The sequence below is a fragment of the Escherichia sp. GZ89 genome (assembly GCF_019366485.1).
Classification (GTDB): domain Bacteria; phylum Pseudomonadota; class Gammaproteobacteria; order Enterobacterales; family Enterobacteriaceae; genus Escherichia; species Escherichia fergusonii.
Map to the genome: position 1 here is coordinate 40,133 of NZ_JAEOHX010000012.1, position 18,453 is coordinate 58,585.

14 protein-coding genes, 1 pseudogene and 2 CRISPR repeat arrays are annotated in these 18,453 nt (G+C 50.5%); of the genes and pseudogenes, 13 read left to right on the top strand and 2 right to left on the bottom strand.

Annotated features, from left to right (window positions below):
* Positions 1–259: 259 nt before the first annotated feature.
* Positions 260–654: a CRISPR direct-repeat array (repeat unit 29 nt; unit sequence GAGTTCCCCACGCCAGCGGGGATAAACCG).
* A 64-nt stretch (positions 655–718) separates the two neighbouring features.
* Complete coding sequence (locus tag K0335_RS17580) at positions 719–982, top strand: hypothetical protein (RefSeq protein WP_000105745.1); 264 nt, start codon at positions 719–721, stop codon at positions 980–982.
* A gap of 360 nt (positions 983–1,342) precedes the next feature.
* On the opposite strand, the gene queD is transcribed toward K0335_RS17580, so the two are convergent.
* On the bottom strand, positions 1,343–1,705 hold the full coding sequence (gene queD / locus K0335_RS17585; protein WP_000108294.1) for a 6-carboxytetrahydropterin synthase QueD: 363 nt from the start codon (positions 1,703–1,705) through the stop codon (positions 1,343–1,345).
* Positions 1,706–2,023: 318 nt separating this feature from the next.
* On the opposite strand from queD, the gene cysJ reads away from it, so the two are divergent.
* The 12 genes and pseudogenes from cysJ (at position 2,024) to cas2e (ending at position 15,885) form a co-directional block, all read left to right on the top strand.
* Positions 2,024–3,823 (top strand): NADPH-dependent assimilatory sulfite reductase flavoprotein subunit, encoded by a 1,800-nt coding sequence (gene cysJ, locus K0335_RS17590; RefSeq protein ID WP_104920142.1) that lies wholly within the window; start codon positions 2,024–2,026, stop codon positions 3,821–3,823.
* Positions 3,823–5,535, top strand: coding sequence for an assimilatory sulfite reductase (NADPH) hemoprotein subunit (gene cysI / locus K0335_RS17595; RefSeq protein ID WP_104920141.1), 1,713 nt, complete (start codon positions 3,823–3,825; stop codon positions 5,533–5,535). Before cysJ ends, cysI begins: the two co-directional genes overlap by 1 nt.
* Before the next feature lie 73 nt (positions 5,536–5,608).
* On the top strand, positions 5,609–6,343 hold the full coding sequence (gene cysH, locus K0335_RS17600; RefSeq protein ID WP_046083134.1) for a phosphoadenosine phosphosulfate reductase: 735 nt from the start codon (positions 5,609–5,611) through the stop codon (positions 6,341–6,343).
* A gap of 266 nt (positions 6,344–6,609) precedes the next feature.
* On the top strand, positions 6,610–6,762 hold the full coding sequence (locus K0335_RS17605) for a Hok/Gef family protein (RefSeq protein WP_000956458.1): 153 nt from the start codon (positions 6,610–6,612) through the stop codon (positions 6,760–6,762).
* 192 nt (positions 6,763–6,954) lie between these two features.
* A pseudogene (gene cas3, locus K0335_RS17610) lies at positions 6,955–9,655 on the top strand (CRISPR-associated helicase Cas3').
* Positions 9,656–10,120: 465 nt separating this feature from the next.
* Positions 10,121–11,683 (top strand): type I-E CRISPR-associated protein Cse1/CasA, encoded by a 1,563-nt coding sequence (gene casA, locus K0335_RS17615; protein WP_104920139.1) that lies wholly within the window; start codon positions 10,121–10,123, stop codon positions 11,681–11,683.
* On the top strand, positions 11,680–12,216 hold the full coding sequence (casB, locus tag K0335_RS17620; protein ID WP_000029336.1) for a type I-E CRISPR-associated protein Cse2/CasB: 537 nt from the start codon (positions 11,680–11,682) through the stop codon (positions 12,214–12,216). Before casA ends, casB begins: the two co-directional genes overlap by 4 nt.
* A gap of 14 nt (positions 12,217–12,230) precedes the next feature.
* On the top strand, positions 12,231–13,286 hold the full coding sequence (cas7e, locus tag K0335_RS17625; protein ID WP_000206460.1) for a type I-E CRISPR-associated protein Cas7/Cse4/CasC: 1,056 nt from the start codon (positions 12,231–12,233) through the stop codon (positions 13,284–13,286).
* A 10-nt stretch (positions 13,287–13,296) separates the two neighbouring features.
* Positions 13,297–14,043: a type I-E CRISPR-associated protein Cas5/CasD gene (gene cas5e, locus K0335_RS17630; protein WP_219393972.1), complete on the top strand. Its 747-nt coding sequence runs from the start codon at positions 13,297–13,299 to the stop codon at positions 14,041–14,043.
* Positions 14,025–14,675 carry a type I-E CRISPR-associated protein Cas6/Cse3/CasE gene (cas6e, locus tag K0335_RS17635; RefSeq protein ID WP_000281460.1) on the top strand — a complete coding sequence of 217 codons (651 nt, stop codon included), beginning with the start codon at positions 14,025–14,027 and terminating at the stop codon, positions 14,673–14,675. Before cas5e ends, cas6e begins: the two co-directional genes overlap by 19 nt.
* Positions 14,672–15,595 carry a type I-E CRISPR-associated endonuclease Cas1e gene (cas1e, locus tag K0335_RS17640; RefSeq protein WP_000144849.1) on the top strand — a complete coding sequence of 308 codons (924 nt, stop codon included), beginning with the start codon at positions 14,672–14,674 and terminating at the stop codon, positions 15,593–15,595. The genes cas6e and cas1e overlap by 4 nt, the downstream gene beginning before the upstream one ends.
* Complete coding sequence (cas2e, locus tag K0335_RS17645) at positions 15,592–15,885, top strand: type I-E CRISPR-associated endoribonuclease Cas2e (protein WP_000063170.1); 294 nt, start codon at positions 15,592–15,594, stop codon at positions 15,883–15,885. The genes cas1e and cas2e overlap by 4 nt, the downstream gene beginning before the upstream one ends.
* Positions 15,886–15,981: 96 nt before the next feature.
* Positions 15,982–17,109: direct repeats of the CRISPR family, unit length 29 nt; unit sequence GTGTTCCCCGCGCCAGCGGGGATAAACCG.
* Positions 17,110–17,190: 81 nt separating this feature from the next.
* Here cas2e and K0335_RS17650 read toward each other — a convergent pair.
* A complete protein-coding gene (locus tag K0335_RS17650) occupies positions 17,191–18,228 on the bottom strand; it encodes an aminopeptidase (protein ID WP_000490451.1) in 1,038 nt (345 codons plus the stop codon).
* Positions 18,229–18,453 lie beyond the last annotated feature (225 nt).

Below are 18,453 nucleotides of genomic sequence, written 5' to 3' on the forward strand. Positions count from 1 at the left end.
AACTCCATTTTGCCCATTCTGGACTAATCATTATCATTCTCTACAAATTCTGTGGCGTTAATTTTTCGTTGGAGTGAAAATTATTGCGGTAAAGTTTGGTAGATTTTAGTGGGTATAGAGTTATTTTAAATATTTACTTTTTTAATCAATGGATTAAGTGTTCTTTAACATAATGGATGTGTTGTTTGTGTGATCCTGTAAAGTTGGTAGATTGTGACTGGCTTAAAAAATCATTAATTAATAATAGGTTATGTTTAGAGAGTTCCCCACGCCAGCGGGGATAAACCGTCTGCGGAGTATGAGATCGCGCTCCTCGGATAGAGTTCCCCACGCCAGCGGGGATAAACCGCCGGTTGTAATTCGCCATTTACTGGGCGTTTTGAGTTCCCCACGCCAGCGGGGATAAACCGCGTAACGATAAAAACGTCACTCTTACGCAATTGAGTTCCCCACGCCAGCGGGGATAAACCGGTGCCGCTCGTATCGTGAGCGTTGTACGGTGTGAGTTCCCCGCGCCAGCGGGGATAAACCGTTGGCGAGATTGTTAACGTTGCGATGTCTCAAGAGTTCCCCGCGCCAGTGAGGATAAACCGGCTTCAGATACATATACTTTAAGTGCAGCGCTGAGTTCCCAGCTCCAACACGAATAATCCGATAATATCGACGATACCAACCTAATATTATCAAACGTAAAAATTCCAATTTAAGAGGAAATTTAATGTCTACGTTAATGGAAAAAGAATGCCTCCTGAACGGCGTGAGTCAAAATATTGCATTTTTATCAAAATTATCTGAAATGGTTTACAACTCTCAGAATGAAGAGTTGCAACATGAAATATATGAATTGGTGAGTTATAAAGATTATCTGTACTCAACAGGCCATGAACTTGTTGATTTTCAAGAGGGAGTATTACGATTTCAGAAAATTAGGATAAAATACAGACAAGAGCTAAAAGAACTCGGTTATCCTGTAGGTAATTAATAAATATTGTCTTTATGGTTGGAAAACGTAATTTTTTATATTGTAAATATTAGATTAAAACAATAAGTTAATATCATGCTTTTACTTTTATTCTCGATAATACCTAATTTCATTAAATACGTTCTCCTGTAAATGTAAACCGGGCATTTTTCCGCCCGGCCTTCCCCGATTACGCATTTGAGTAGGTCTCGAGCGAATTCACACTCTCCCGTTCAACTTGCATCACAAGTTGGTTAAATTCAGTCAAACCCTCGCTGATAATAATGTCGCAGTCGTCTTCCATGTCATGCCCCAGATATCCAGAACACAACACCCTAACATAGCGTTACTTAAGGGAAATTGACCGCCGACACACTCTTATCATTCGCCGCGATAGATACAACCTGCGGTGCAGGTTTCTTTTACCATCACCGCACTTAACAGCGGCACAACGGGTTTAACCTGATCCCAAATCCATTTTGCTAAAACTTCGCTGGTTGGGTTTTCCAGACCTGGAATATCATTGAGATAATGGTGATCGAGGCGCTCATAAGTTGGCTTAAACGCCGCTTTCAGTTCAGCGAAATCGATAATCCAGCCCGTATGCGGATCGACTTCCCCGGTAATTTCCAGTCGCACCATAAAGGAATGCCCGTGCAGGCGACCACATTTATGCCCTTCCGGGACGTGTGGTAAGCGGTGAGCGGCTTCGAAGGTGAAATCTTTAAATAACGTGGTGGACATCATAATTTCTCTACAGGACGATAAAACCGCCGTAGAGTACCGGAAAGGCTGTTTTTTCGCATTATCTAAAACGACTTTGTTGCGCAAAATCGCTGATTTATCTTAATGATTGGCTAAATTCATTTGTTTTTCATTAGGTTGGTTAATCTATTTTGTTGTTAAAGACTATTGCTAAAACAGGTTAGTCGATTTGGTTATTAGTTATCGCTATCCCGTCTTTAATCCACACCGTTCACCCCGTTAACCTTACCTTCTCTTCTGTTTTATGGGCGCTGACAGGGCGCAGAAACAGCTTTGCTTACTGGAACATAACGACGCATGACGACACAGGTCCCACCTTCCGCGTTGCTTCCGTTGAACCCGGAGCAACTGGCACGCCTTCAGGCGGCCACGACCGATTTAACTCCCACCCAGCTTGCCTGGGTTTCTGGCTATTTCTGGGGCGTGCTCAACCAGCAGCCTGCTGCGCTTGTAGCGACGCCAGTGCCCGCCGCAGAAATGCCGGGTATAACTATTATCTCCGCCTCGCAAACCGGCAATGCGCGCCGGGTTGCTGAAGCATTACGCGATGATTTATTGACGGCAAAACTGAACGTTAAGCTGGTGAACGCGGGCGACTATAAATTCAAACAAATCGCCAGCGAAAAACTGCTTATCGTGGTGACGTCAACGCAAGGAGAAGGGGAACCGCCGGAAGAGGCCGTCGCGCTGCATAAGTTCCTGTTCTCCAAAAAAGCGCCGAAGCTGGAAAACACCGCGTTTGCCGTGTTTAGTCTCGGCGATAGCTCTTATGAATTTTTCTGCCAGTCCGGGAAAGATTTCGATAGCAAGCTGGCGGAACTGGGCGGTGAACGCCTGCTCGACCGTGTCGATGCCGACGTTGAATACCAGGCTGCTGCCAGCGAGTGGCGCGCCCGCGTAGTAGATGCTCTTAAATCGCGTTCGCCTGTCGCGGCACCTTCGCAATCCGTCGCTACTGGCGCGGTAAATGAAATCCACACCAGCCCGTACAGCAAAGACGCGCCGCTGGTGGCGAGCCTTTCGGTTAACCAGAAAATTACCGGGCGTAACTCTGAAAAAGACGTTCGCCATATCGAAATTGACCTGGGCGACTCTGGCCTGCGTTACCAGCCTGGCGATGCGCTGGGCGTCTGGTATCAGAACGATCCGGCGCTGGTGAAAGAACTTGTCGAATTGCTGTGGCTGAAAGGCGATGAACCTGTCACCGTCGAGGGCAAAACGTTGCCTCTGAACGAGGCCCTACAGTGGCACTTCGAACTGACCGTCAACACCGCCAACATCGTTGAGAACTACGCCACGCTTACCCGCAGTGAAACGCTGCTGCCGCTGGTGGGCGATAAAGCGAAGTTGCAGCATTACGCCGCGACCACGCCGATTGTCGATATGGTGCGTTTTTCCCCGGCACAGCTTGATGCTGAAACGTTGATCACCCTGCTACGCCCGCTGACGCCGCGCCTGTACTCCATCGCCTCCTCGCAGGCGGAAGTCGAGAACGAAGTACACGTCACCGTTGGCGTGGTGCGTTATGACGTGGAAGGCCGCGCCCGTGCTGGCGGTGCCTCCAGCTTCCTCGCGGACCGTGTGGAAGAAGAGGGCGAAGTCCGCGTCTTTATCGAACATAACGATAACTTCCGCCTGCCCGCTAACCCGGAAACCCCGGTGATTATGATTGGTCCGGGCACCGGTATTGCGCCGTTCCGCGCCTTTATGCAGCAACGTGCCGCTGACGAAGCGCCGGGCAAAAACTGGCTGTTCTTTGGCAACCCACACTTTACGGAAGATTTCCTCTACCAGGTGGAGTGGCAGCGCTACGTCAAAGAGGGCGTGCTGACACGTATCGATCTTGCCTGGTCGCGCGATCAAAAAGAAAAAGTTTACGTACAAGATAAACTGCGCGAACAGGGCGCAGAGCTGTGGCGCTGGATCAATGACGGTGCCCACATTTATGTCTGCGGCGACGCTAATCGCATGGCGAAAGACGTTGAACAGGCACTTCTGGAAGTGATTGCCGAATTTGGTGGTATGGACACCGAAGCGGCGGATGAATTTTTAAGTGAGCTGCGCGTAGAGCGCCGTTATCAGCGAGATGTCTACTAATGAACGAAAAACATCCAGGGCCTTTAGTGGTCGAAGGAAAACTGACAGACGCCGAGCGCATGAAGCTTGAGAGCAACTACCTGCGCGGGACCATTGCGGAAGATTTAAACGACGGTCTGACCGGCGGCTTTAAGGGCGACAACTTCCTGCTGATCCGTTTCCACGGTATGTATCAGCAGGATGACCGCGATATCCGCGCGGAACGTGCTGAACAGAAGCTGGAACCGCGTCATGCGATGCTGCTGCGCTGCCGTCTGCCGGGTGGGGTGATCACCACTAAACAGTGGCAGGCAATTGATAAATTCGCCGGTGAAAACACCATTTATGGCAGCATTCGCCTGACCAACCGCCAGACGTTCCAGTTCCACGGCATTCTGAAAAAGAACGTCAAACCGGTACACCAGATGCTGCACTCGGTCGGTCTTGATGCGCTGGCGACCGCCAACGACATGAACCGTAATGTACTCTGCACCTCGAACCCATTTGAATCTCAGTTGCACGCGGAAGCGTATGAGTGGGCGAAGAAAATCTCTGAACATCTGCTGCCGCGTACCCGCGCCTACGCGGAGATCTGGCTCGATCAGGAGAAAGTCGCCACCACCGATGAAGAACCGATCCTCGGTCAGACCTACCTGCCGCGTAAATTCAAAACCACGGTAGTGATCCCACCGCAGAACGATATCGATCTGCATGCCAACGACATGAACTTCGTGGCGATCGCGGAAAACGGCAAGCTGGTGGGTTTCAACCTGCTGGTGGGTGGTGGGCTTTCTATCGAACACGGCAACAAGAAAACCTACGCCCGCACGGCGAGTGAGTTTGGCTATCTGCCGCTAGAGCATACGCTGGCGGTGGCGGAAGCCGTCGTGACAACTCAGCGTGACTGGGGTAACCGAACCGATCGTAAAAATGCCAAAACCAAATACACGCTGGAGCGCGTGGGGGTTGAGACGTTTAAAGCGGAAGTGGAGCGTCGCGCGGGGATCAAATTCGAGCCGATTCGCCCGTATGAGTTTACCGGACGCGGAGATCGTATTGGCTGGGTTAAGGGCATTGATGATAACTGGCACCTGACGCTGTTTATCGAAAATGGTCGCATCCTTGATTATCCGGGGCGTCCGCTGAAAACCGGCCTGCTGGAGATCGCGAAGATCCACAAAGGTGATTTCCGTATTACGGCGAACCAGAATCTGATCATCGCCGGTGTGCCGGAAAGCGAGAAAGCGAAGATCGAGAAGATCGCCAAAGAGAGCGGGTTAATGAATGCCGTCACGCCGCAGCGTGAAAACTCGATGGCCTGCGTGTCATTCCCGACTTGCCCGCTGGCGATGGCGGAAGCAGAGCGTTTCCTGCCGTCTTTTATCGACAACATCGATAATTTAATGGCGAAACATGGTGTCAGCGATGAGCATATCGTGATGCGTGTAACAGGCTGCCCGAACGGTTGTGGTCGCGCGATGCTGGCGGAAGTGGGCCTGGTGGGTAAAGCACCGGGTCGCTACAACCTGCATCTTGGCGGTAACCGCATTGGGACACGTATCCCACGGATGTATAAAGAAAACATCACCGAGCCGGAAATCCTGGCGTCGCTTGATGAACTGATAGGGCGCTGGGCGAAAGAGCGCGAAGCGGGTGAAGGCTTCGGCGACTTTACGGTGCGTGCGGGCATCATTCGCCCGGTGCTCGATCCGGCGCGCGATTTGTGGGATTAACCATCAGCCCGGTCTTGTAGGCCTGATAAGACGCGTGAGCGTCGCATCAGGCAAGGCAAACAGTGAGGAATCTATGTCCAAACTCGATCTAAACGCCCTGAACGAACTGCCGAAGGTAGATCGCATTCTGGCGCTGGCGGAAACTAACGCCCAACTGGAAAAACTGGACGCTGAAGGCCGCGTTGCCTGGGCGCTGGATAATCTGCCCGGTGAATATGTGCTTTCTTCCAGCTTCGGCATTCAGGCGGCGGTGAGCCTGCATCTGGTGAATCAGATTCGGCCGGATATTCCAGTGCTCCTCACCGATACCGGTTATCTGTTCCCGGAAACCTACCGCTTTATTGACGAGTTAACGGACAAACTCAAGCTCAACCTGAAAGTGTACCGTGCTACCGAAAGCGCCGCCTGGCAGGAAGCACGCTACGGCAAACTGTGGGAACAGGGCGTTGAAGGCATTGAAAAGTACAATGACATCAACAAAGTCGAACCGATGAACCGGGCGCTGAAAGAACTGAATGCGCAAACGTGGTTTGCTGGCCTGCGCCGTGAACAATCCGGCAGCCGCGCCAATTTACCGGTGCTGGCAATTCAGCGTGGCGTATTTAAAGTGCTGCCGATTATCGATTGGGATAACCGAACGATATATCAGTATCTGCAAAAGCATGGCCTGAAATATCACCCATTATGGGACGAAGGATATTTATCGGTGGGCGATACCCATACAACCCGTAAATGGGAACCCGGCATGGCGGAAGAAGAAACACGTTTCTTTGGCTTAAAAAGGGAATGTGGATTACACGAAGGGTAAATATATTGCCGGATAAATTAAACGCCTCTGTCAGAAATGATGGGGGCGTTTTTATTTTGCGAGCAGCATTCCGGCATTTAAAGGTGAACATCGCAGGGGAAATTAACAGGTATAGAATGGCGTTGGGTGCTTGAGGCTGTCTGGCGTTAAGCATTCGCGAGGTTCCAGATGGACAAAAGCCCCAGGCGATATTTCTATCAACCTGAGGCCAGCGTTCGAACCTAAGCAATTCGGATGTTAGTCTCTTCTTTGCAGGGAGGCAAGACATGCTGACAAAATATGCCCTTGTGGCAATCATCGTACTGTGTTGTACAGTACTGGGATTCACGCTGATGGTAGGCGACTCGTTGTGTGAGTTGAGTATCAGAGAACGTGGTATGGAGTTTAAGGCAGTTCTCGCTTACGAATCGAAGAAGTAGCCACCACGCGGGGGTAAAACCCCGCGTACTGAATTGTGATGGTTTGGTCTCCTGCACCCTTTTTTAAATTTATATTTTTTATGTGAATATTTTGTCTCTATTTATTATTATGAATTTCAAATGAAAATCATCAATTTATTCATAATATAAATGTTTTATTGGCTGATATATATCACAGATAATTTTTAATATATGCGTAAATATCCTTTAAGTTTCACTGAAGGATAAAAACATTGTGACTTTCTTTGATTTCTGGGGAAAAACCCGACGTGGCGAGAAAGAGGGTGGTGACGACTATCACCTTCTTTGCTGGCATTCGCTGGATGTAGCCGCAATGGGCTATTTAATGGTTAAAAGCAACTGCTTCGGGCTGGCTGACTATTTTCTTCAATTAGGTTTCGCTGACACGAAGCAGGCAGCACAATTTTTCGCCTGGTTGTTGTGCAGGCACGATACTGGAAAATTTGCCCGCTCATTTCAGCAACTTTACCTGCACCCACAACTCAAGGTTCCGGAAGGCGCAAGAAAGAATTACGAAAAGATCTCTCATTCAACGCTGGGTTACTGGTTGTGGCATCATTATTTAAGAGGATGCGAAGAGTTGCTTCCTTCATCTTCACTCTCTCCGCGCAAGCTCAAACGGGTAATAGATATGTGGATGCCCGTAACTACCGGGCATCATGGTCGGCCTCCTGACCGTATTGATGAACTGGATAATTTTCTGCCTGAAGATAAAGCTGCTGCACGAGATTTTCTCATTGCAATCAAACCACTGTTTCCGCTCATCGAGATCCCCGCATTCTGGGATGAGGACGAGGGCGTTGAACTTATAAAACAACTTTCCTGGTATATCTCTGCAACCGTCGTACTTGCAGACTGGACGGGATCGTCAACGCGATTTTTTCCACGCGTCGCACAGACAATGGATATTGAAGATTACTGGCAGAAAACTTTAGTTCAGGCTCAAAACGCCTTAACTGTCTTTCCTCCAAAAGCAAAAGTCGCGCCTTTCACCGGAATTAATACGCTGTTTCCTTTTATTGAGCACCCGACACCGTTACAGCAAAAGGTGCTGGAACTGGATATCAGCCGGCCCGGGCCGCAGTTATTTATTCTGGAAGATGTAACTGGTGCAGGTAAAACAGAAGCGGCGCTTATCCTGGCGCACAGGTTGATGGCTGCGGGGAAAGCGCAGGGTTTGTTTTTTGGCCTGCCAACAATGGCAACGGCCAATGCCATGTACGAGCGACTGGTCAAAACCTGGCTTGCTTTCTATTCGCCACAATCCCGCCCCAGCCTGGTGCTGGCACACAGTGCCCGAACATTAATAGACCGCTTTAATGACTCACTCTGGTCCGGTGATTTAGTCGGGTCAGAAGAACCGGATGAACAAACATTCAGTCAGGGATGTGCGGCCTGGTTTGCCGACAGTAACAAGAAGGCGCTACTGGCTGAAATTGGCGTCGGCACGCTGGATCAGGCGATGATGGCGGTGATGCCGTTTAAACATAATAATCTGCGGCTTCTGGGACTGAGTAACAAAATCCTGCTGGCTGATGAGATCCATGCCTGTGACGCTTACATGTCGTGCATTCTTGAAGGATTGATTGAGCGGCAGGCGCGTGGCGGAAACAGCGTTATTTTGCTTTCTGCCACGTTATCTCAACAGCAGCGCGACAAACTCGTTGCTGCCTTTGCGCGTGGTGCAGAGGGCCAGCAAGAAGCTCCGTTCCTGGAAAAGGATGATTACCCCTGGCTGACGCACGTTACGAAATCGGATGTGCATTCACACCGAGTAGCAACGCGCAAAGACGTTGAGCGTAGCGTGAGCGTGGGTTGGCTTCATAGCGAACAAGAGTGTATTGCGCATATCGAATCGGCGGTAAGTCAGGGGAAATGCATCGCCTGGATCCGGAATTCTGTCGATGATGCTATTAAAGTTTATCGTCAGTTACTTGCCCGCGGCGTCATTCCTGCTTCCAGCCTTTCTCTTTTTCATAGCCGCTTTGCTTTTAGCGATCGCCAGCGAATTGAAACGGAAACGCTGGCACGCTTTGGTAAAGAAGATAGCTCACAGCGTGCCGGAAAAGTCCTCATTTGTACTCAGGTCTTAGAGTCGAGCGTTGATTGCGATATGGACGAAATGATTTCCGACCTGGCCCCTGTTGATTTGCTGATCCAGCGAGCGGGGCGATTACAGCGGCATATCCGCGATATTAATGGTCAGTTAAAGCGTGACGGAAAAGACGAGCGTTCTCCTCCTGAATTGCTGATTCTGGCCCCCGTCTGGGACGACTCTCCGGGCGATGAATGGTTTGGCAGAGCCATGCGTAACAGTGCATATGTCTACCCCGATCATGGGCGAATCTGGCTGACGCAGCGTGTGCTGCGTCAGCAAGGCGCTATTCAGATGCCACACTCAGCCCGGCTTCTGATTGAATCAGTCTACGGTGAGGACGTGGTAATGCCGGAAGGGTTTGCCCGCAGCGAGCAGGAGCAAGTGGGCAAATATTACTGCGATCGCGCAATGGCTAATAAGTTTGTGCTGAACTTCAGGCCCGGCTATGCCGCCAATATCAACGATTACCTCCCGGAAAAGCTGTCGACACGTCTGGCTGAGGAGTCTGTTTCCCTGTGGCTGGCTACCTGTATTGACGGTGTGGTGAAGCCTTATGCCACCGGTGCTCACGCATGGGAAATGAGCGTTGTCAGAGTGCGTCGAAGCTGGTGGAAAAAACATTGCGATGAGTTTTCTTTACTGGAAGGGGAAGCGTTCAGGCAGTGGTGCGTTGAACAGCGGCAAGATCCGGAGATGGCAAATGTGATTTTAGTTACCGATGACGAAAGTTGCGGGTATTCGGCTAGGGAGGGATTGATTGGTAAGGTTGATTGAGATGCCCTGGAGTCGGAGGACTCCAGGGCCTATCCCCGCTGACGCGGGGAACGGAATAACAGAGTAACAGGAGCTACCTCTTACTGCTGGTTTATCCCTACGTTAATAGGGAAGAAGGGAGTATAGCATCTACTGAGATGAATTTGTTTTGATATTTAATTTGAACTTCCTCTTACTGCCTTTAGATTTTTCTATGCGAGGAGTAATCTTTGCTCAGTTTGGGAGCGTTGAGTTTTTTTTACCCAAATATAGGCTCTGGATACAGGACTGATTGGTTATTCCAGAGTATGAGAATTATGTAAGAGGGTTGTACCATGGAAGAAAAGACCTCCCGCTGTAAACGACTGTTTTGTCGACTAATGGTTCGTTTTGGTAAAAGGTTGTCAGTTAGTTTTCAGTTATCGGTTAACTAAAGGTTTAAGGGATGACAAATGCCATGGAAGGTGATTTTAATAAGGAATAGTTATGTACCCTACTAGTTTAATTACTTCCCCGTGGTTGCCTGTTCGTTTCAAAGACGGAACGACAGGCAAGCTGGCGCCAGTCGATCTGGCTGATGAAAATGTTGTCGATATCGCTGCGCCGCGGGCAGATCTCCAGGGGGCGGCATGGCAGTTTTTGCTGGGACTATTACAAACCAGCTTCGCGCCAAAAGATCAACGTCGTTGGGATGATATCTGGGAAGACGGACTGGAAGCTGAAAAGCTACGGGAAGCATTGCTGTCATTAGACCATGCTTTCCAGTTCGGGCCAGATTCACCTTCATTTATGCAGGATTTTGAGGCGCTCACGGGAGATAAAGTTCCGGTCGCTTCGCTACTGCCTGAGATTCCCGGCGTTCAAACAACAAAGTTTAATAAAGACCACTTTATCAAGCGTGGTGTAACGGAACACCTGTGCCCACAGTGTTCTGCACTAGCCTTGTTCTCTCTACAGTTAAATGCGCCGTCAGGCGGCAAAGGCTATCGCACCGGCTTACGCGGCGGTGGGCCGATGACTACTCTGATTGAATTACAGGAATATCAGGGCAATCAACAAACACCCTTGTGGCGCAAACTGTGGCTCAACGTGATGCCGCAGGATGAATCTGACTTACCGCTACCCAAAAAATTTGACGATCTGGTTTTCCCCTGGCTTGGCCCGACGCGTACCAGTGAACTGGCCGGTGCGGTGGTAACTGATGATCAGGTCAACAAACTCCAGGCGTACTGGGGAATGCCTCGGCGTATACGTATTGATTTTAATACCACGACAGTCGGCAACTGCGATATTTGCGGTGAGCAGAGCGACGCGCTCCTGAGTCTGATGACGACCAAAAATTACGGTGCGAATTATGCCATGTGGCAGCATCCCTTAACGCCTTACCGTGTACCACTTAAAGAGGGCGGTGAGTTTTACTCCGTTAAACCACAACCGGGCGGTTTAATCTGGCGCGACTGGTTAGGACTTATCGAAACGGGTAAGTCAGAAAACAATACGGAACTTCCCGCGCTGGTGGTGAAACTCTTTAATGCCAGCAGTCTGAAACAGGCAAAAGTGGGCCTGTGGGGATTTGGCTATGATTTCGACAACATGAAAGCGCGCTGTTGGTACGAACACCATTTCCCGCTACTGCTCAATAAAAAAGAAGGCCAGATACCAAAGCTGCGGCAGGCTGCGCAAACGGCTTCACGGATTCTAAGTCTGTTACGGAGTGCATTGAAAGAAGCATGGTTCTCCGATCCAAAAGGTGCACGGGGTGATTTCAGTTTTGTGGATATCGACTTCTGGAACAAAACTCAGCATCGCTTCCTGAGGTTAGTGCGTCAAATTGAAGAAGGTCAGGAGCCGGATGAATTACTCAGCAAATGGCAAAAGGAAATGTGGTTATTCGCGCGTCAGGATTTTGACGAGCGGGTATTCACTAATCCTTATGAGCCCGTTGATTTGAAACGCGTCATGACCACGCGCAAGAAATATTTTACAACATCGGCGGAGAAGCAAAGTGCTAAAGCCGCCAGGGAGAAAAAGCAGGAGGCTGCTGAATGAGTATTGTAAAAGAGGAGCACAAAGCCACGCTGCGCAAATGGCACGAGGAATTGCAGGAAAAACGCGGCAATCGTGCCAGTCTGCGGCGTAGTACGACGGTTAATGATGTTTGTTTGTCAGAAGGGTTTCGTTCTCTGCTAATGCAGACCCACACGTTGTGGAAAGTTGAAGCGCAAGAGTGGCGTTTTACCGCACTGGCGCTGGTCGCTGCAGTTAGCGCCAATGTAAAAGCCATTGATGAACGGCAGCCTTTTGCCGCGCAGCTGGCGGCAGTAATGTCAGAAGGGCGGTTTTCGCGACTGTCAGCAGTAAAAATGCCGGATGATTTACTGCGCCAGTTACGTCGCGCGGTCAAATTATTAAACGGTTCCGTCAATCTTATCTCTTTGGCAGACGATATTTTCCGCTGGTGCCAGGAGAGTGACGACCTGCTCAACCATCACCGCCGCCAGCAGCGGCCAACAGAATTTATCCGTATCCGCTGGGCGCTGGAATATTACCAGGCTGGCGACGCCGATAACGAACAAAATTAATAAAGGACTATCTCATGACGACATTTATTCAGCTTCATTTGTTAACCGCTTACCCTGCAGCCAACCTTAACCGTGATGACACCGGTGCGCCGAAAACCGTGGTGCTGGGTGGAGCAACGCGTCTGCGCGTTTCCTCGCAAAGTCTGAAACGTGCGTGGCGCACTTCTGCACTTTTTGAACAGTCGCTGGCGGGCCATATTGGTATTCGTAGTGGGCGTATCGCGCGCGAGGCAGCAACTATCATGATTGAGAAAGGAATCGAAGAAAAAAAAGCCATCGAATGGGCGGCAGATATTGCCGATTATCTTGGTAAAGCCAAAAAAGACAAAAAACCAAAAGATCCGCTCACTAACGCTGAAACTGAACAGCTCGTCCATATCAGCCCGGCAGAATTTGACGCCGTAAAAGCGCTGGCCCATCAACTGGCAGAAGAAAAGCGCGCGCCAAAAGAGGACGATCTCGCTTTGTTACGTAAAGATCGTATGGCGGTAGATATCGCCATGTTTGGTCGTATGCTGGCGAATAAACCTGAGTTTAATGTTGAAGCCGCCTGTCAGGTCGCGCACGCGTTTGGTGTCAGTGAAACGATTGTCGAAGATGATTTTTTCACCGCCGTTGATGATTTGCGCCAGGCCTCTGAAGATGCTGGTGCAGGGCATCTTGGTGAAACTGGATTTGGTTCTGCGCTGTTCTACACCTATATCTGCATTGATAAAGATCTGCTGGTCGAAAACCTCGGCGGTGACGAAGCATTAGCTAATCAGACCCTGCGCGCCTTTACGGAAGCAGCGTTTAAAGTTTCCCCAACCGGTAAACAAAACAGCTTTGCCAGCCGTGCCTACGCCTCCTGGGTGCTGGCAGAAAAAGGCACCGAACAACCGCGTTCTCTGGCGGCGGCTTTCTATGAACCCATTAATGGCACACGTCAGTTAGATGTGGCAGTGCAGCGTATTACAACGCTTCGCGAAAACATGAATACGGTTTACGAACAGAAGACCGAATGCGCAAGTTTTGACGTGATGAACAAACAGGGAAGCATGAAGGACGTGCTGGACTTTATCTGCGCGTAAGGGGCGGCTTATGAGCCAATATCTGATTTTTCATCTTCATGGGCCAATGGCATCCTGGGGCGTTGATGCACCCGGTGAGGTGCGTCATACCCATGAACTGCCTTCGCGTTCAGCATTGCTGGGGCTGCTGGCTGCCGGGGTAGGGATACGGCGTGATGACACCGAATGCTTAAACGCGTTTAATCGCCACTATTCACTGGTGGTTTGCGCCAGCCGTAACCCGCGCTGGGCACGGGATTATCACACGGTCCAGATGCCAAAAGAGGTGCGTAAAGCGCGTTATTTCAGCCGTCGCGAAGAGTTGAGCGACCCTGATCTTCTAAGCGCGATTATCTCCCGGCGCGACTACTACACCGATGCCTGGTGGATGGTGGCCGTGGCAACAACAGCTGATGCGCCTTACAGCCTCGAACAGTTGCAGGAAGGTTTACGCCATCCGGTTTTTCCGCTTTATCTGGGGCGAAAAAGCCATCCGCTGGCATTACCCCTTGCGCCGTTACTGCTTGAAGGTAACGCGTCTGATGCCTTACGTAACGCATACCAACAGTATCAGGATCGTTTCCACGAACTGAAAATCTCACTCCCGAAACTTCAGGATGAATGCTGGTGGGAAGGGGAGCACGATGGCCTGGTCGCGAGCAAAATATTACGCCGCCGGGATGTTCCTTTAAATCGTCAGCAGTGGCTGTTTGGGGAACGCACCGTCAATCAGGGGCCGTGGCTCAGCAAGGAGGAACCATGTACCTCTCAAGAATAACCTTACATACCGGCCAGCTTTCGCCTGCGCAGTTACTGCATCTGGTGGATCGCGGTGAATATGTGATGCATCAGTGGCTGTGGGATCTTTTTCCTGGCGGCAAAGAAAGGCAATTTCTTTATCGTCGGGAAGAACTCCAGGGCGCGTTTCGCTTTTTTGTCCTGTCGCAGGAACGCCCGGCGGAAAGCGAAACGTTCACCATCGAATGCCGGTCATTTGCGCCGGAGCTGCGTACCGGACAATCCCTTTTTTTCAACCTGCGAGCGAATCCAACAGTCTGTAAAGCGGGTAAGCGCCACGATCTGCTGATGGAGGCGAAACGGCAGGTGAGGGGACTGGCGGAAGGGCGTGATGTCTGGTTGCATCAACAACAGGCGGCGCTGGGCTGGCTGGCTGCGCAGGGAGAGAGAAGTGGTTTTACACTGCTGGATACCTCGGTCGATGCCTACCGACAACAGCAACTGCGGCGGGAAAATGCCCGGCAACTGATCCAGTTCAGTAGCGTGGATTATACGGGGATGCTTACGGTCACCGATTCTGGGTTATTTCTGCAACGTCTCAGCCTGGGGTATGGCAAAAGCCGGGCGTTCGGCTGTGGTCTGATGCTGATCAAACCCGGAGCAGAGGCGTGACGTTTGTACCGTTGAGTCCGATCCCCTTAAAAGATCGCACCTCCATGATCTTCCTCCAGTACGGTCAGATCGACGTGCTGGACGGCGCTTTCGTGCTGATCGACAAAACCGGGATCCGCACGCACATTCCGGTGGGATCGGTCGCCTGCATTATGCTCGAACCGGGAACGAGAGTTTCCCACGCGGCGGTGCATCTGGCCGCCACGGTGGGAACACTGCTGGTCTGGGTCGGTGAAGCGGGCGTTCGCGTCTACTCTTCCGGACAACCCGGTGGGGCGCGGGCAGATAAATTACTCTACCAGGCAAAGCTGGCTTTAACAGAAGATCTACGGTTGAAGGTGGTGCGTAAAATGTATGAATTACGTTTTCGTGAGCCACCGCCAGCTCGCCGTTCAGTGGAGCAGCTACGGGGAATTGAGGGAGCCCGAGTACGCCAGACCTATGCATTACTGGCGAAGCAATATGGTGTGAAATGGAATGGTCGCAACTACGATCCTAAAGACTGGGAAAAAGGCGATGTTGTGAATCGCTGCATCAGTGCTGCCACATCATGTCTGTACGGTATATCTGAAGCGGCGGTATTAGCCGCGGGATATGCGCCCGCTATTGGTTTTATCCATGGTGGCAAACCGCTTTCATTTGTTTATGACATAGCCGATATCATTAAATTTGATTCGGTTGTACCAAAGGCATTTGAAATAGCGGCGAGGCAACCCGCAGAACCTGATAAAGAAGTCAGGTTGGCTTGTCGCGATATTTTCCGTAGTAGTAAATTAACGGGCAAATTAATTCCGTTAATTGAGGAAGTCCTTGCCGCCGGTGAAATTGAACCACCACAACCTGCGCCGGATATGTTACCGCCAGCTATCCCGGAACCTGAAACGCTGGGTGATAGTGGTCACCGGGGGCGCAGCGGATGAGCATGGTCGTGGTTGTTACAGAAAATGTCCCTCCGCGCTTACGTGGACGGCTTGCAATCTGGCTCCTGGAAGTACGTGCCGGTGTTTATGTTGGTGATACATCAAAACGTATTCGGGAGATGATCTGGCAGCAAATCTCCCAACTGGCAGGTTGCGGAAATGTGGTCATGGCCTGGGCGACCAATACCGAGTCGGGTTTTGAATTTCAGACCTGGGGTGAAAACAGACGTATTCCGGTGGATTTGGATGGGTTACGTTTGGTTTCTTTTCTTCCTGTTGATAATCAATAAGTTATCCGTTCTTTAAAAATAAGGAAATGTTTGAATTTAGTTGGTAGATTGTTGATGTGGAATAAAATTGTTTAAAAACAGATACGTATGCTTAGTGTGTTCCCCGCGCCAGCGGGGATAAACCGGTCTCTAGCGCAGATCGTGTTTATTGCCGGGAGTGTTCCCCGCGCCAGCGGGGATAAACCGGGCGAATAAAATATCGTTTATTTTTATTTTCAGTGTTCCCCGCGCCAGCGGGGATAAACCGAGATAGCCATATTTCTGTAACGAATGGCATCAGTGTTCCCCGCGCCAGCGGGGATAAACCGGCATAGGGAACAGGCCGTTCACCGTTTCGAAAGTGTTCCCCGCGCCAGCGGGGATAAACCGTATTCAGGCACCCATCACTCATGATGTTATTAGTGTTCCCCGCGCCAGCGGGGATAAACCGGTTTAACCGAGAAATACATCATGTTTAGCCGAGGTGTTCCCCGCGCCAGCGGGGATAAACCGTGCTGGATTAGGGTTAGCTTAAAATTCAGTTCGTGTTCCCCGCGCCAGCGGGGATAAACCGGCTTCCTCCACCGGAAGAAGTCCGCCATCTCAGTGTTCCCCGCGCCAGCGGGGATAAACCGACCGGAGTGATAGACCGTTTGCTCGATGCCGTGTGTTCCCCGCGCCAGCGGGGATAAACCGAGTTAAAAAAATCCACTGCATATAATGAGATCGTGTTCCCCGCGCCAGCGGGGATAAACCGTTGATCCAGTGTGTCAGGGGCTTAACTTTTGCGTGTTCCCCGCGCCAGCGGGGATAAACCGACCAGCATAAATTTGGCTATGCCATTGTACGTGTGTTCCCCGCGCCAGCGGGGATAAACCGATTTCTTTGTCATTCGGTTTTAAACCGTTTAAGTGTTCCCCGCGCCAGCGGGGATAAACCGAGTGAGCCAGCCTGGATTATTGAGGCGCGTATGTGTTCCCCGCGCCAGCGGGGATAAACCGAAACGCCGTGGTGTGCCGCGTTCGCCGGAGCTGTGTTCCCCGCGCTAGCGGGGATAAACCGTTGACGATAAACAGTTTGCTACCTTGCTTGAAGTGTTCCCCGCGCCAGCGGGGATAAACCGCCTGACCAGATGAGAGACTTTAACCCGGAACTGTGTTCCCCGCGCCAGCGGGGATAAACCGTCGACAATGGATAAGTTGACTTCAGGTCTGGGGAGTTCCCCGCGCTAGCGGGAATAAACCGTGCAGTACGCCTGATGACAAACCAAGCATCGGGAGTTCCCCCGCGTCAGCGGGGAACTCCCAGCTCCCATTTTCAACCCCATCAAGACGCCTTTGCCAGTTCCTTCACCAGCGGTAGCATTATCCGCATAACGTCACGGCAGCGACGTTCTATTCTTCCAGGAAGCGCCTTATCAATATGCTGTTGATTATCAAGCCTTACATCATGCCAGCTATTTCCCGCCGGGAAGGCCGGTGTTTTTGCGCGTTGCTGATAACCATCCTTATTTCCAAGATTCCAGTTGGTCGCCTCCACCGAAAGTACCGCAATACCGGCTTTGTCGAAAACTTCTGCATCGTTACAACATCCGGTACCTTTCGGATAGTTTTTATTCAAACCTGGATTTGTTGTCGCTGCAATCCCATGATTACGCGCAATTGCCAGCGCTCGATCACGGGTTAATTTCCTGACAGCTTCTGGTGTATTTACGCCACTATTAAAATAAAGCTTATCGCCCACGATCAAATTATCGAGATTAATCACCAGCAGGGTATTTTTCTTTTCAGTATCGCTCATGCGCTTGAGTAAATTCTCAGCACCTAATTTCCCTTCCTCTTCACCACTGGTGGCAATAAAACGAATCCCATACTCAGTCGGAATATCTTTCAGGCGCTCTGCCAGTTCAAGCATAACACCAAGGCCTGCGGCATTATCATCCACACCTTGTAATGTTAATCCCCCAAGGTTGGCATCAATATCTGCATCACTTTGCGGAGCATAGGTATCAAGATGCGCCATGATGATGATTTGCTGTGGCACTTTTCCTTCATGAGCGGCAATCACCGTACTTCCTGTCACGTTATGCCAGCTTTTACGCTTGTTTTTATCGGTGAAGATATAACGGCTATTAAATGTCCGAATATCGCTGCGATAACCCATCTGTTGAAACTGCTGATTGATATAATCGGCAGATAACATTTCCGCAGGTGTTCCGGTCATTCGTCCAGGAAAGAAAGTGGCGAGATGTCGCGTCTGAGTATTGGCAATATCTCCAGGTCTTACAGTGGCAGCCTGGACAGGGAGGATAAAGCATACGCCGAGCGCCAGGGCAGCGGTACGGTGGCGCAATGCGGAAAACATAGTGAGTCCTTAAATACCATGCAAATTTTTTTACCGCCATAGTATGAAACTGCCGCTGCGCTAAAACAATTTCAAATCTTCCTAAACGCCCGAAATCCGGTGGCTTAAGCACTTTTTGATATTAGCTTTGCCAATGCGTTATTCCGTTAAGGAACTACTCATTCCAATTGGTAATTTCATTCGTTCTCCTGCGCTCCCTATAGTCGAAACATCTGATGGCAAGAA